The 12,575-nt window shown below is 62.9% G+C and carries 11 protein-coding genes; all 11 read right to left on the bottom strand.

Going from position 1 to position 12,575, the window contains the following annotated elements; genetic code table 11:
- Window positions 1-4: 4 nt before the first annotated feature.
- The gene (gene nuoL, locus HU748_RS25155; RefSeq protein ID WP_054892699.1) at window positions 5-1,858 is read right to left on the bottom strand and encodes an NADH-quinone oxidoreductase subunit L; all 1,854 of its coding nucleotides are present in this window, start codon (window positions 1,856-1,858) and stop codon (window positions 5-7) included.
- Window positions 1,855-2,163: an NADH-quinone oxidoreductase subunit NuoK gene (nuoK, locus tag HU748_RS25150; RefSeq protein ID WP_023631349.1), complete on the bottom strand. Its 309-nt coding sequence runs from the start codon at window positions 2,161-2,163 to the stop codon at window positions 1,855-1,857. The genes nuoL and nuoK overlap by 4 nt, the downstream gene beginning before the upstream one ends.
- A gap of 3 nt (window positions 2,164-2,166) precedes the next feature.
- Window positions 2,167-2,667, bottom strand: coding sequence for an NADH-quinone oxidoreductase subunit J (gene nuoJ / locus HU748_RS25145; RefSeq protein WP_054892700.1), 501 nt, complete (start codon window positions 2,665-2,667; stop codon window positions 2,167-2,169).
- A 10-nt stretch (window positions 2,668-2,677) separates the two neighbouring features.
- The gene (gene nuoI / locus HU748_RS25140; RefSeq protein ID WP_011534620.1) at window positions 2,678-3,226 is read right to left on the bottom strand and encodes an NADH-quinone oxidoreductase subunit NuoI; all 549 of its coding nucleotides are present in this window, start codon (window positions 3,224-3,226) and stop codon (window positions 2,678-2,680) included.
- A gap of 11 nt (window positions 3,227-3,237) precedes the next feature.
- Window positions 3,238-4,245, bottom strand: coding sequence for an NADH-quinone oxidoreductase subunit NuoH (gene nuoH, locus HU748_RS25135; RefSeq protein ID WP_186669786.1), 1,008 nt, complete (start codon window positions 4,243-4,245; stop codon window positions 3,238-3,240).
- Window positions 4,242-6,956, bottom strand: a complete 2,715-nt coding sequence (gene nuoG / locus HU748_RS25130; RefSeq protein ID WP_186722394.1) for an NADH-quinone oxidoreductase subunit NuoG — start codon at window positions 6,954-6,956, stop codon at window positions 4,242-4,244. Before nuoG ends, nuoH begins: the two co-directional genes overlap by 4 nt.
- 132 nt (window positions 6,957-7,088) lie before the next feature.
- Complete coding sequence (gene nuoF, locus HU748_RS25125) at window positions 7,089-8,453, bottom strand: NADH-quinone oxidoreductase subunit NuoF (RefSeq protein ID WP_186669782.1); 1,365 nt, start codon at window positions 8,451-8,453, stop codon at window positions 7,089-7,091.
- A complete protein-coding gene (gene nuoE, locus HU748_RS25120) occupies window positions 8,450-8,947 on the bottom strand; it encodes an NADH-quinone oxidoreductase subunit NuoE (RefSeq protein ID WP_012313767.1) in 498 nt (165 codons plus the stop codon). Before nuoE ends, nuoF begins: the two co-directional genes overlap by 4 nt.
- A 2-nt stretch (window positions 8,948-8,949) precedes the next feature.
- On the bottom strand, window positions 8,950-10,731 hold the full coding sequence (gene nuoC, locus HU748_RS25115; protein WP_186669780.1) for an NADH-quinone oxidoreductase subunit C/D: 1,782 nt from the start codon (window positions 10,729-10,731) through the stop codon (window positions 8,950-8,952).
- 78 nt (window positions 10,732-10,809) lie between these two features.
- Window positions 10,810-11,487 carry an NADH-quinone oxidoreductase subunit B gene (locus tag HU748_RS25110; protein WP_186669778.1) on the bottom strand — a complete coding sequence of 226 codons (678 nt, stop codon included), beginning with the start codon at window positions 11,485-11,487 and terminating at the stop codon, window positions 10,810-10,812.
- A gap of 10 nt (window positions 11,488-11,497) precedes the next feature.
- Window positions 11,498-11,911 carry an NADH-quinone oxidoreductase subunit A gene (locus tag HU748_RS25105; RefSeq protein ID WP_003251427.1) on the bottom strand — a complete coding sequence of 138 codons (414 nt, stop codon included), beginning with the start codon at window positions 11,909-11,911 and terminating at the stop codon, window positions 11,498-11,500.
- Window positions 11,912-12,575: the final 664 nt, after the last annotated feature.

Here is a 12,575-nt window from a genome sequence, read left to right as displayed (position 1 = left end):
ATGGTCATACCGCGGCCACTACCACAGCGCCGAGCACGAGCACGGCACCTACGGCGATAGAGGCGGTGTACCAGCGCAGCTGACCGGTCTCGGTCTTGCTCATGGCGACGTGGCCGCCGCGAGCCATGCGAGGAATCAGGCCGATACCGCGGTCAACCGGGTCCTTGCGCAGGATGTGGCTGATCAGCAGGTAAGGTTTGACGAACAGCTTGTCGTAGATCCAGTCGAAGCCCCAGGCGGCGAACCACCAGGCCGACAGGACGCGACCGATGCTGCTGTTGGCGATCGCGGTGACCAGGCGACGCTTGCCCAGGAACAGCACTGCAGCGAGCAGGATACCGGCGATGGCGATGGCGCCCGAGGCGATCTCCAGCGAATGCTTGGCTTCGCCACCGGCGTGGCCGGCGCTTTCAGGCAGCACGCCTGCCAGCGGCGGGTGGATCCAGGCGCCGACGAAGGTCGACAGCACGATCAGCACGCCCAGCGGCAGCCAGTGGCTGATGCCGTGGCCAGCGTGGGCCTCGGTCTTCGCTTCGCCGTGGAAGGCGATGAAGATCAGGCGGAAGGTGTACAGCGAGGTCATGAACGCACCGACCAGGCCTGCGTAGAGCAGGTTGGTGTTGCCGCTGGCGAAGGCTTCCCAGAGGATCTCGTCCTTGGAGTAGAAGCCGACGGTCAGGATCGGCAGGGCGGCCAGGGCAGCACCACCGACCACGAAGCTGGCGTAGGCCAGTGGCAGTTTCTTCCAAAGGCCGCCCATCTTGAAGATGTTCTGCTCATGGTGGCAGGCAACGATCACCGCACCGGAGGCAAGGAACAGCAGGGCTTTGAAGAAGGCGTGGGTCATCAGGTGGAAGATCGCCGCATCCCATGCGCCAACGCCCAGGGCGAGGAACATGTAGCCGATCTGGCTCATGGTGGAGTAGGCGAGGATACGCTTGATGTCGGTCTGTACCAGTGCGGCGAAACCGGCCAGTACCAGGGTGATGCCACCCACTACGCCAACCAGGTGCAGGATGTCCGGCGCCAGGGTGAACAGGCCGTGGGTACGGGCGATAAGGTAGACGCCTGCGGTGACCATGGTCGCGGCGTGGATCAGTGCCGAAACCGGGGTCGGGCCAGCCATCGCGTCGGCCAGCCAGGTCTGCAGCGGCAGCTGGGCCGATTTACCGACCGCACCACCGAGCAGCATCAGGGTGGCCAGCACCATCCAGGTGTCGCCCGCCTGGAATTTCTGCGGTGCCAGCACCAGCAGTTCCTGGACGTTCAGCGTGCCCAGCTGGGCGAACAGGATGAACAGGCCGATGGCCATGAACACGTCACCGATACGGGTGACGATGAAGGCCTTCAGTGCCGCGTTACCGTTGTTGCGGTTGCTGTAGTAGAAACCGATCAACAGGTAGGAGCACAGGCCCACACCTTCCCAGCCGAAGTAGATGAACAGCAGGTTATCGCCCAGGATCAGGAACAGCATGCTGGCGATGAACAGGTTGGTGTACGAGAAGAAGCGCGAGTAACCGGCTTCGCCACGCATGTACCAGGAAGCGAACAGGTGGATCAGGAAGCCTACGCCGGTGACCACGCCGAGCATGGTGACCGACAGGCCGTCCAGGTACAGGGTGAAGTTCGGCGCGAAGCCGTCCACCGACATCCACTGCCACAGCAGTTGGCTGTACGCACCGCCCTCAGGCGGGGCGACGTTGAACTGCCAGATCACGTAGGCGGCGGTCGCGGCCGAGAGGCCGACCGAACCGACACCGATCAGGGCGGACAGGTTCTCCGAGAACCGCCCGCGCGAGAACGACAGCAGCAGGAAGCCGATCAGGGGAAAGACGAAAGTCAGGAAGAGAAGGTTCATCCGCGCATCTCACTGGCAGCATCGATGTCGAGAGTGTGGAAGCGGCGATACAGCTGCAGCAGGATTGCCAGGCCAATGCTGGCCTCGGCGGCTGCCAGGCTGATCACCAGAATGAACATCACCTGACCGTCGGGTTGGACCCAACGGGCACCGGCGACGATGAACGCCAGGGCTGCGGCGTTCATCATGACTTCCAGGCTCATGAGTACGAAGAGGATGTTGCGGCGGACCATCAGGCCGACCAGACCTAAGCAGAACAGGATGCCGGCGACCGCCAGACCATGCTCGAGAGGGATAGCACCCATGATTTACTCCTTCGCCTCGTTGCGGCCCAGGTGGAAGGCGGTGACGGCCGCAGCCAGCAGCAGCATCGAGGCCAGTTCGACCACCAGCAGGTAGGGGCCGAACAGGCTGATGCCGACGGCCTTGGCGTCAACCGTGGTACCGCTGATGGCAGCGCCGCTCGGATTGGCGAACAGCACGTACAGCAGTTCCAGCAGCAGCAGGGCGGCGAGGATCACCGGCCCTGCCCAGATGCCCGGCTTGAGCCAGCCACGTTCCTGGGCGACCGAGGCCGGCCCCAGGTTGAGCATCATCACCACGAAGACGAACAGCACCATGATGGCGCCAGCGTAGGCGATCACTTCCAGGGCGCCGGCGAACGGCGCACCCAGGGAGAAGAAGATCATCGCCACGGAGATCAGCGAAATGATCAGGTAGAGCAGGGCGTGCACGGGGTTTGTGCCGGTCACCACCCGAAGGGTGGAGACCACGGCGATCCCGGATGCGAAGTAGAAAGCGAATTCCATCTTTCTGTCCTTATGGGAGCAAGCTCTTCACGTTGATCGGCTCGGCTTCGTTCTGCGCAGAGCCTTTCGGCTTGCCAGCGATGGCCATACCCGCAACACGGTAGAAGTTGTAGTCAGGGTTCTTGCCGGGGCCGGAGATCAGCAGATCTTCTTTCTCGTACACCAGGTCCTGACGCTTGAACTCGGCCATTTCGAAATCCGGAGTCAGCTGGATCGCGGTGGTCGGGCACGCCTCTTCACACAGGCCACAGAAGATGCAGCGCGAGAAGTTGATGCGGAAGAACTCCGGGTACCAACGGCCGTCCTCGGTCTCGGCTTTCTGCAGCGAGATGCAGCCGACCGGGCAGGCCACCGCGCAGAGGTTGCACGCTACGCAGCGCTCCTCGCCGTCGGGGTCGCGGGTGAGGACGATGCGGCCGCGATAGCGTGGCGGCAGGTACACGGGCTCTTCGGGGTATTGCAGGGTGTCGCGCTTGCGGAACCCGTGGGAGAACACCATCACCAGGCTGCGCAGCTGAGTGCCGGTGCCCTTAACGATGTCGCCGATATACTTGAACATGGGTCAAATCCTCACTGGGCCGCGACGGCTGGCGTGTTGTAGAGCACGATCGCAGCGGTCACCAGCAAATTGATCAGGGTCAGCGGCAGGCAGAACTTCCAGCTGAAGTCCATCACCTGGTCATAGCGCGGGCGCGGGATCGAGGCGCGCAGCAGGATGAACAGCATGATGAAGAACGCGGTCTTCAGCGCGAACCACAGGAACGGTACTTGCGGCAGCAGGCCGAACGGGCCGTGCCAGCCACCGAAGAACAGGGTTACCAGCAGTGCCGAGACCAGGATGATGCCGATGTACTCACCGACGAAGAACATGCCCCATTTCATGCCGGCATATTCGATGTGGTAGCCGTCGGCCAGTTCCTGTTCCGCTTCCGGCTGGTCGAACGGGTGACGGTGAGTCACGGCGACGCCAGCGATGAAGAAGGTGCAGAAGCCGAAGAACTGCGGAATGATGAACCACAGGTTCTGGGCCTGGTATTCAACGATGTCGCGCATGTTGAACGAGCCCACCTGTACCACCACGCCCATCAGCGCCAGGCCCAGGAACACCTCGTACGACACGGTCTGCGCCGAGGCCCGCAGGCTGCCGAGCAGGGCGTACTTGTTATTCGACGACCAGCCGGCGAACAGCACGGCGTAGACCGACAGACCGGCCATGGCGAAGAAGAACAGCAGGCCGATGTTCAGGTCGGCGACGCCCCATACCGGGGTGATCGGGATGACCACGAAGGCGATCAGCAGGGCGCTCATCGCCACCACCGGTGCCAGGGTGAAGATCATGCGGTCGACGAAGGGTGGGTTCCAGTCTTCCTTGAAGAACATCTTCAGCATGTCGGCAGCGATCTGGAACATGCCGAACGGGCCGACGCGGTTCGGACCATAACGGTCCTGCCACCAGCCCAGCAGACGACGTTCGACGAAGCTCAGCAGCGCGCCGCAGACCACCACCGCCAGCAGAACCACGATGGCCCGCACGACGGTGAGAATCACATCGATCACTTCGGGGGTGAACCAGCTCATTGTGCTGCCTCCTGCAGGCCTTCGACGGATGCACCGAAGATGGCAGGCGGAATGCCGGCCAGGCCTTTGGGCAACGCAACCAGGCCAGCGCCCAGTTCTTCATTGATGCGCAGCGGCAGGCGCAGCGAAACGCCCGCGACGTTCAGGCTCAGCAGCGCGCCGTCGTTTACGCCCAGACGGTCGGCTTCGGACTTGGCAAGGCCCACGTAGGCCGCCGGGATACGCTCCTGCACCGGTGCCGCGCGCGAAGAGTTCTCCTCGCTGCCGAACAGGTGGAAGAAGGGTACGGCAGTCCAGGTGCCGCGCGCCGGGTTGAAGGCGCCAGGGATAGTGTTGAACCAGTTCAGGCGATCGCCTTGCGATTCGATCAGGCGCACGCCAGGGTCACCGGCACGCAGGTGGCCACCGACTTCATCCTGGAACTTGTTCCAGGCTTGCGGCGAGTTCCAGCCCGGCGACCAGGCGAATGGCACTTGCTGGCGCGGTTCGGCCGAGCCCGAGTAGCCTTCCATCGAGAAGGCGAACGCGGTGTCCTTGTCCTGCGGGGTGCGCGGCTCATGGACGCTGATGTTGGCGCGCATGGCGGTGCGGCCCGAGTAGCGCAGCGGCTCACGGGCAAGCTTCAAGCCCTTGATGCGGAACGCGGCGCTTGGCGCTGCGTTGACTATGCCGGCCAGTTGCGGTGCGGCGTTGGCGCAGGCGCTGGTGACGTGGTCCAGTTGGGTCCAGTCGACCGGCTTGTTCAGCAGGGTGGCACGCAGGGCGTGCATCCAGCGCCAGCCTTCGTGGATCTGGATGCTGCTGTCCAGGTACTGCGGGTCGAACACCTGGAAGAAGCGCTGGGCGCGGCCTTCCTGGCTGACCAGGGTGCCGTCGCCTTCGGCGAAGGACGCCGCAGGCAGGACCAGGTCGGCGCGGTCGCTGGTGGCGGTCTTGGAGTGGTCGGCGACGATCACCACTTTTGCGGCGGCGAGCGCAGCATCGACCTTGGCGGCCGCTACGCGGGCGTACAGGTCGTTCTCCAGCACGACGATGGCGTCGGCCTTGCCGGTGATGACGGCGTCCAGCGCAGCATCGACGGAGTCACCGCCCATCATGGCCATGCCAAGGCTGTTGGCCTCAGGTACCACCAGGCTCAGTGAGCCGTTCTTCTCGCGCAGCTTGAGGGCCTTGGCGATGTTGGCGGCGGCTTCGATCAGTGCGGCGTCAGCCAGCGAAGTACCGGCAACCACCAGTGGGCGCTTGGCGGCCACCAGAGCGTCGGCGATGCGCTGGGCCATTGCCTTCGCTTCGGCGTCCAGGCCTTCGACGGCGGGGGCGCTCGGGTCGATGGCGTGGGCCACGGCGAAGCCCAGGCGGGCGAGGTCGGCAGGGGCTGCGCGCACACATTCCTCGGCGACGTCGTCGAGCTTGGTCTCGGCCAGCGAGGCAATGAACAGCGGGTACAGCGCGTGCTGACCGATGTTCTTCACGGCTGCATCGAGCCAAGGCTGCACTTTCATGCCTTCGGCCATGGCCTCGGCCTTGCCCTTGGTGGCCTGGCGCACAGCCAGGGCGACGCGGGCGGCGGTTTGCGTGAGGTCTTCGCCGAGTACGAACACGGCGTCGTGGTCTTCGATGTCGCGCAGGGTCGGGACTGGCAGCGGGCTGTTGTTCAGCACGTCCAGCACCAGGCGCACGCGGCTCAGCTCACCGGCTTCCATACCCGAGTAGAAGTAGTCGGCGCCGACCAGCTCGCGCAGGCCGTAGTTGCTCTCGAGGCTGGCGCGTGGCGAGCCGATGCCGACGATGGTACGGCCGCGCAGCAGGTCAGCGGCCTTGTCCAGCGCGGCGTCGAGGCCCAGCTTGCTGCCATCGGCCAGCAGCGGCTGGCGTGGGCGGTCGCTGCGGTTGACGTAGCCATAGCCGAAGCGGCCACGGTCGCACAGGAAGTACTGGTTCACCGAGCCGTTGAAGCGGTTCTCGATGCGGCGCAGTTCGCCGTAGCGCTCACCGGGGCTGATGTTGCAGCCGCTGGAGCAGCCGTGGCAGATGCTCGGGGCGAACTGCATGTCCCACTTGCGGTTGTAGCGCTCGGAGTGGGTCTTGTCGGTGAATACGCCGGTTGGGCAGACCTCGGTGAGGTTGCCGGAGAACTCGCTCTCCAGCACGCCATCTTCAACGCGACCGAAGTACACGTTGTCGTGGGCGCCGTAGACACCCAGGTCGGTGCCGCCTGCGTAGTCCTTGTAGTAGCGCACGCAGCGGTAGCAGGCGATGCAGCGGTTCATCTCGTGGGCGATGAACGGGCCGAGGTCCTGGTTCTGGTGGGTACGCTTGGTGAAACGGTAGCGGCGCTCGTTGTGGCCGGTCATTACCGTCATGTCCTGCAGATGGCAGTGACCACCTTCCTCGCACACCGGGCAGTCGTGCGGGTGGTTGGTCATCAGCCATTCGACGACGCTGGCACGGAACGCCTTCGACTCGTCATCGTCGATGGAGATCCAGGTGCCGTCGGAGGCAGGGGTCATGCAGGACATGACGATGCGACCACGGGTGTCGTTCTCGTCGGTGTACTGCTTGACCGCACATTGCCGGCAGGCGCCGACGCTACCGAGCGCCGGGTGCCAGCAGAAATAAGGGATGTCGAGGCCGAGCGACAGACAGGCCTGTAACAGGTTGTCTGCACCGTTGACTTCGAGCGCTTTGCCGTCTACGTGGATAGTGGCCATGGTTCAAAGTTCTTCGTTGGCCCGCGTGAGCAGGCGTGGCTAATGGAAATCGGTGAGCTTGCGGCCGGCCGCGAATGGTTCGGGCCGGCCTGCAAGCTGGCGGGTGGCACGGACCACCCGCGATTCATCTTGTTATGCGCCGACCACAATCGGCTTGGCCAGATTCGGGCGCAGGGTGTCGGCAGCACTCGCGGGCGCGACACCGGCCTCGAACTCGGACCGGAAGTATTTGATGGCACTGCCCAGCGGCTCCACGGCACCCGGTGCGTGAGCACAGAAGGTGCGGCCTGGGCCGAGGAAGTTGACCAGACCCAGCAGGGTCTCGATGTCTTCGGCGCGGCCTTGGCCTTTCTCCAGGGCGCGCAGCATCTTCACGCTCCATGGCAGGCCGTCGCGGCATGGGGTGCACCAGCCGCACGATTCGCGGGCGAAGAACTCTTCCATGTTGCGCAGCAGCGAGACCATGTTGATGCTGTCGTCGACCGCCATCGCCAGGCCAGTACCCATACGGGTGCCGACCTTGGCGATACCACCGGCGTACATCTGTGCGTCCAGGTGTTCCGGCAGCAGGAAACCGGTACCGGCACCACCTGGCTGCCAGCACTTGAGCTTGAAGCCGTCGCGCATGCCGCCGGCGTAGTCTTCGAACAGCTCGCGGGCGGTCACGCCGAAAGGCAGTTCCCACAGGCCCGGGTTTTTCACCTTGCCGGAGAAGCCCATCAGTTTGGTGCCGTGGTCTTCGCTGCCTTCGCGGGCCAGCGACTTGTACCAGTCGTTGCCGTTGGCGACGATGGCCGGGACGTTGCACAGGGTTTCGACGTTGTTCACGCAGGTCGGCTTGCCCCACACGCCGACGGCGGCAGGGAAGGGCGGCTTGGAGCGCGGGTTGGCGCGACGGCCTTCGAGCGAGTTGATCAGTGCGGTTTCTTCACCGCAGATGTAGCGCCCGGCACCAGTGTGCACGAACAGTTCGAAGTCGAAACCGGAACCGAGGATGTTCTTGCCCAGCAGGCCAGCGGCCTTGGCTTCCTCGATGGCACGGTTGAGGTTCTTCGCTGCCGTGGTGTACTCGCCGCGCAGGAAGATGTAGCCACGGTAGGCCTTCAGCGCGCGGGCGCTGATCAGCATGCCCTCGACCAGCAGATGGGGCTGTTGCTCCATCAGCATGCGGTCTTTCCAGGTGTTGGGCTCCATTTCGTCCGCGTTGCACAGCAGGTAGCGGATGTTCATGGATTCGTCTTTGGGCATCAGGCCCCACTTCACGCCAGTGGGAAAGCCTGCGCCGCCGCGGCCCTTGAGGCCGGAGTCCTTGACGCTTTGCACGATGTCGTCGGCGGACATGTCGGCCAGGGCCTTGCGGGCCGCGGCATAGCCGTTCTTGGACTCGTACTCGGTCAGCCACACTGGCTCGCCGTCGTCACGCAGGCGCCAGGTCAGCGGGTGGGTTTCAGCCGAGCGCGCGATGCGGTTGGCCGGGCCGAAGGAAGTGATGGTCATACGTAACCCTCCAGCAGTTTGGAGACGCCGGCAGGCTGCACGTCGCCAAAGGTGTCGTCGTCGATCATCAGCGCCGGGGCCTTGTCGCAGTTGCCCAGGCAGCACACCGGCAGCAGGGTGAAGCGGCCATCGGCGGTGGTCTGGCCCAGGCCGATGCCCAGCTCGCTCTGGATCTGACTGACAACCGATTCATGGCCGCCGATATAGCAGACCATGCTGTCGCACACGCGAATGATGTGGCGACCGACCGGCTGGCGGAAGATCTGGCTGTAGAAGGTGGCCACGCCCTCGACGTCGCTGGCAGGAATGCCCAGCACTTCGCCGATTGCGTAGATGGCGCCGTCCGGCACCCAGCCGCGTTCCTTCTGTACGATTTTCAAGGCTTCGATGGACGCCGCGCGCGGGTCTTCGTAGTGGTGCATCTCGTGCTCGATGGCCGAGCGCTCGGTTTCGCTCAGGGCGAAACGGTCGGTTTGGATAAGCGTGCTGTTCATGCTTAGCGGTCCACGTCAGCCATAACGAAGTCGATACTGCCCAGGTACGCGATCAGGTCCGCGACCATGCTGCCTTTGATCACCGAAGGGATCTGCTGCAGGTGCGGATAGCTGGGTGTGCGGATCCGGGTGCGGTAGCTCATGGTGCCGCCATCGCTCGTCAGGTAGTAACTGTTGATGCCCTTGGTCGCCTCGATCATCTGGAACGACTCGTTGGCCGGCATGACCGGGCCCCACGAGACTTGCAGGAAGTGGGTGATGAGGGTCTCGATGTGCTGCAGGGTGCGCTCTTTCGGTGGCGGCGTGGTCAGCGGGTGATCCGCCTTGTACGGGCCTTCCGGCATGTTGCGCAGGCACTGGTCGATGATGCGGATACTCTGGCGCATCTCCTCGACACGGACCATGCAGCGATCGTAGGCATCGCCGTTGTGGGCCAGCGGTACTTCGAACTCGAAGTTCTCGTAGCCGGAGTAGGGGCGGGCTTTGCGCAGGTCGAAGTCGCAACCGGTGGCGCGCAGGCCGGCACCGGTGGTACCCCACTCCAGCGCTTCCTTGGTGTTGTATGCGGCAACGCCGATGGTACGGCCCTTGAGGATGCTGTTCTGCAGGGCGGCCTTGGTGTATTCGTCCAGGCGCTTGGGCAGCCATTCGACGAAATCCTTGACCAGCTTGTCCCAGCCGCGCGGCAGGTCGTGGGCGACGCCGCCGATGCGGTACCAGGCCGGGTGCAGGCGGAAACCGGTGATCGCCTCGATCACGGTGTAGGCACGCTGGCGGTCGGTGAAGGTGAAGAACACCGGGGTCATGGCGCCGACGTCCTGGATGTAGGTACCCAGGAACAGCAGGTGGCTGGTGATCCGGAAGAATTCGGCGAGCATGATGCGAATCACGTCGACTTTCTGCGGCACCTGGATACCGGCCAGCTTCTCGACCGCGAGTACGTACGGCAGGTTGTTCATTACCCCGCCGAGGTAGTCGATACGGTCGGTGTAGGGAATGAAGCTGTGCCAGGACTGACGTTCGGCCATCTTCTCGGCACCACGGTGGTGGTAGCCGATGTCGGGGACGCAGTCGACGATTTCTTCGCCGTCCAGTTGCAAGACGATACGGAAGGCACCGTGGGCAGAAGGGTGGTTGGGGCCGAGGTTGAGGAACATGTAGTCCTCGTTGGCGCCCTGGCGTTTCATGCCCCAGGCCTCGGGGTTGAAGCGCGCCGACTCTTCTTCAAGCTGTTGCTTGGCGAGGTTCAGCGAGTAGGGATCGAACTCGGTGGCGCGAGCCGGAAAGTCCTTGCGCAGCGGGTGACCTTCCCAGGTCGGCGGCATCAGGATGCGCGACAGGTGCGGGTGACCGGCGAAGTCGATGCCGAACATGTCCCAGACTTCACGCTCGTACCAGTTGGCGTTCGGCCAGATGCTGGTCACGGACGGCAGGTTCAGGTCGCCTTCGCTCAGCGACACCTTGATCATCACGTCGCTGTTACGCTCGACCGACAACAGGTGGTAGAACACGCTGAAGTCGGCGGCAGGCAGGCCGCGGCGCTGGGTGCGCAGGCGCTCGTCGACGCCGTGCAGGTCGTACAGCATGCTGTACGGTTTGGCGACGTTGCGCAGGAAAGAAAGTACATCTTTGAGCTGGGCACGGTTGACCCACAGTACCGGCATGCCGGTGCGGGTCTCTTGGGCGACGAAGGCGTCAGCGCCAAAACGGTTGTGCAGTTCGACGACCACATCCTGGTCGTCAGCCTTGTAAGGCGGAATATAAATAGCGGTGTCCGCTGTCATGGTCTCGGTCGCTTTGAGTCAACGTAGAGAATGAAGCCAGGCCGCCGGCTCCTGGGGAGCGGGCGGCAGGTCGCTGGATCAGACTTCGTCGGGGCTGCGCAGGTTGGTTACCGCGATACGCTGTTCGCGACGCAGGTCCTTCTGGGCGGGCATCTCGGCACGGTAAATGCCTTGATCGCCGACAACCCAGGAGAGTGGGCGTCGCTCCTGGCCGATCGATTCCTGCAGCAGCATCAAGCCTTGCAGGAAGGCTTCGGGGCGCGGCGGGCAGCCAGGCACGTACACGTCCACGGGGAGGAACTTGTCGACCCCCTGAACGACCGAGTAGATGTCGTACATGCCACCGGAGTTGGCGCACGAACCCATGGAGATGACCCACTTGGGTTCGAGCATCTGCTCGTAGAGGCGCTGGATGATCGGCGCCATCTTGATGAAGCAGGTACCGGCGACGACCATGAAGTCAGCCTGGCGCGGCGACGCCCGGATGACTTCGGCGCCGAAGCGGGCGATGTCGTGGGGTGCCGTGAAGGCCGTGGTCATTTCCACGTAGCAGCAGGACAGGCCGAAGTTGTACGGCCAGAGGGAGTTCTTGCGACCCCAGTTGACCGCGCCACGCAGCACATCTTCGAGTTTCCCCATGTAGATGTTCTTGTGGACCTGGTCCTCCAGCAGTTGGTCGGTGACGGTTTCCCGATCACCTACCGGGTACTGCTCGTTGGGCGCATCCGGATCGATTCTGGTGAGATTGTATTGCATTGCCAAAGCCTCATTGTTTCAGCTTCGCTTGCCGCTTGCGACGACCTTCGGGAGCCCAATCAAGAGCACCGACGCGCCAAAGGTAGACAAGACCTGCCAACAGAATTGCTATGAAAACGAGAGCTTCGACGAATCCGGTCCAGCCGCTTTCGCGGACGGACACAGACCATGCAAAGAGAAAGAGGGCTTCGATATCGAAGATCACGAACAGCATCGCGACCAGATAGAATTTGGCGGACAGGCGCAGGCGGGCGCTGCCGACGGGCAGCATGCCGGATTCGAAGGGTTCGTTCTTGGCGCGGCCCCAAGCCTTGCTGCCGAGCAGGCTGGACAGGCCGAGCATGAAGGCACACAGGCCGACGACACCCAGGAGGAAGATGGCAAAGCCCCAGTTGTGGGCGATGAGTCCTGCCGAATCGGACATGCTTGAAATCCTTATACAGAGACCCAGCTCTGCAGTCTGAAATAAGTAGAGCGGCGACGCGGTGTCGCTGACGCAGTGACCAAATGTCGCAGCTGAATCAATCGCGCTGATTTTATGGGTAAACCCACGGCAAGTAAAATTTCCAGCGCAAATTTATTCGTAGGATTAAGAACAAAAATCTTTCGTAAATGGCTGAAAGCCTTGAGTTTCGGGCATTCCAACCAGATTTGTTAATTATGTTTCTTGGTTGGCGTAACGAGTCTTCAATTTAATAATGATAATTAATATCATTTGGGCTGGGCCGCTGTTTCTTTCCTCATCTGTTACCTGCCTAGTTCAATTCACAATCTTGTCACTTGCAAATGAGAAAAACTCTCGTTCTAGCAGTTGCAGCGTTCTCGTGCACCGCTCCGGGTCAATGTTTCGGCGAAAGACGGGGCTACGGGGCGGGCTGCAATGGCAAGGAGGCGCAAGCGAGCAAGCAGGGTGCGGGCTGTGCTTCTTAATATAGAGGGCATCCAGGCGTTGGCTTGGACGAGGCATGTGGCAGTCCTTGCTTGCTGTGCTGCCTCAAGCATAGCCCTGATCTCGGGGTTTGGCTCGTCGTCAGGACATCAGGCGCCTGCAGGGGGAGGCAGTGGTGGGGCGGCAGGCAAAAGAAAGC

Origin of the sequence: Pseudomonas sp. RW3S2, assembly GCF_014268955.1 — a bacterium.
Lineage (GTDB): Bacteria > Pseudomonadota > Gammaproteobacteria > Pseudomonadales > Pseudomonadaceae > Aquipseudomonas > Aquipseudomonas wayambapalatensis.
This window is presented reverse-complemented; position numbering and strand designations above follow the sequence as displayed.

Bases quoted from the DNA above. Each gene is read 5' to 3' on its own strand.
- nuoL (WP_054892699.1), bottom strand. From the start codon at position 1,858: ATGAACCTTCTCTTCCTGACTTTCGTCTTTCCCCTGATCGGCTTCCTG.
- nuoK (WP_023631349.1), bottom strand. From the start codon at position 2,163: ATGGGTGCTATCCCTCTCGAGCATGGTCTGGCGGTCGCCGGCATCCTG.
- nuoJ (WP_054892700.1), bottom strand. From the start codon at position 2,667: ATGGAATTCGCTTTCTACTTCGCATCCGGGATCGCCGTGGTCTCCACC.
- nuoI (WP_011534620.1), bottom strand. From the start codon at position 3,226: ATGTTCAAGTATATCGGCGACATCGTTAAGGGCACCGGCACTCAGCTG.
- nuoH (WP_186669786.1), bottom strand. From the start codon at position 4,245: ATGAGCTGGTTCACCCCCGAAGTGATCGATGTGATTCTCACCGTCGTG.
- nuoG (WP_186722394.1), bottom strand. From the start codon at position 6,956: ATGGCCACTATCCACGTAGACGGCAAAGCGCTCGAAGTCAACGGTGCA.
- nuoF (WP_186669782.1), bottom strand. From the start codon at position 8,453: ATGACCATCACTTCCTTCGGCCCGGCCAACCGCATCGCGCGCTCGGCT.
- nuoE (WP_012313767.1), bottom strand. From the start codon at position 8,947: ATGAACAGCACGCTTATCCAAACCGACCGTTTCGCCCTGAGCGAAACC.
- nuoC (WP_186669780.1), bottom strand. From the start codon at position 10,731: ATGACAGCGGACACCGCTATTTATATTCCGCCTTACAAGGCTGACGAC.
- HU748_RS25110 (WP_186669778.1), bottom strand. From the start codon at position 11,487: ATGCAATACAATCTCACCAGAATCGATCCGGATGCGCCCAACGAGCAG.
- HU748_RS25105 (WP_003251427.1), bottom strand. From the start codon at position 11,911: ATGTCCGATTCGGCAGGACTCATCGCCCACAACTGGGGCTTTGCCATC.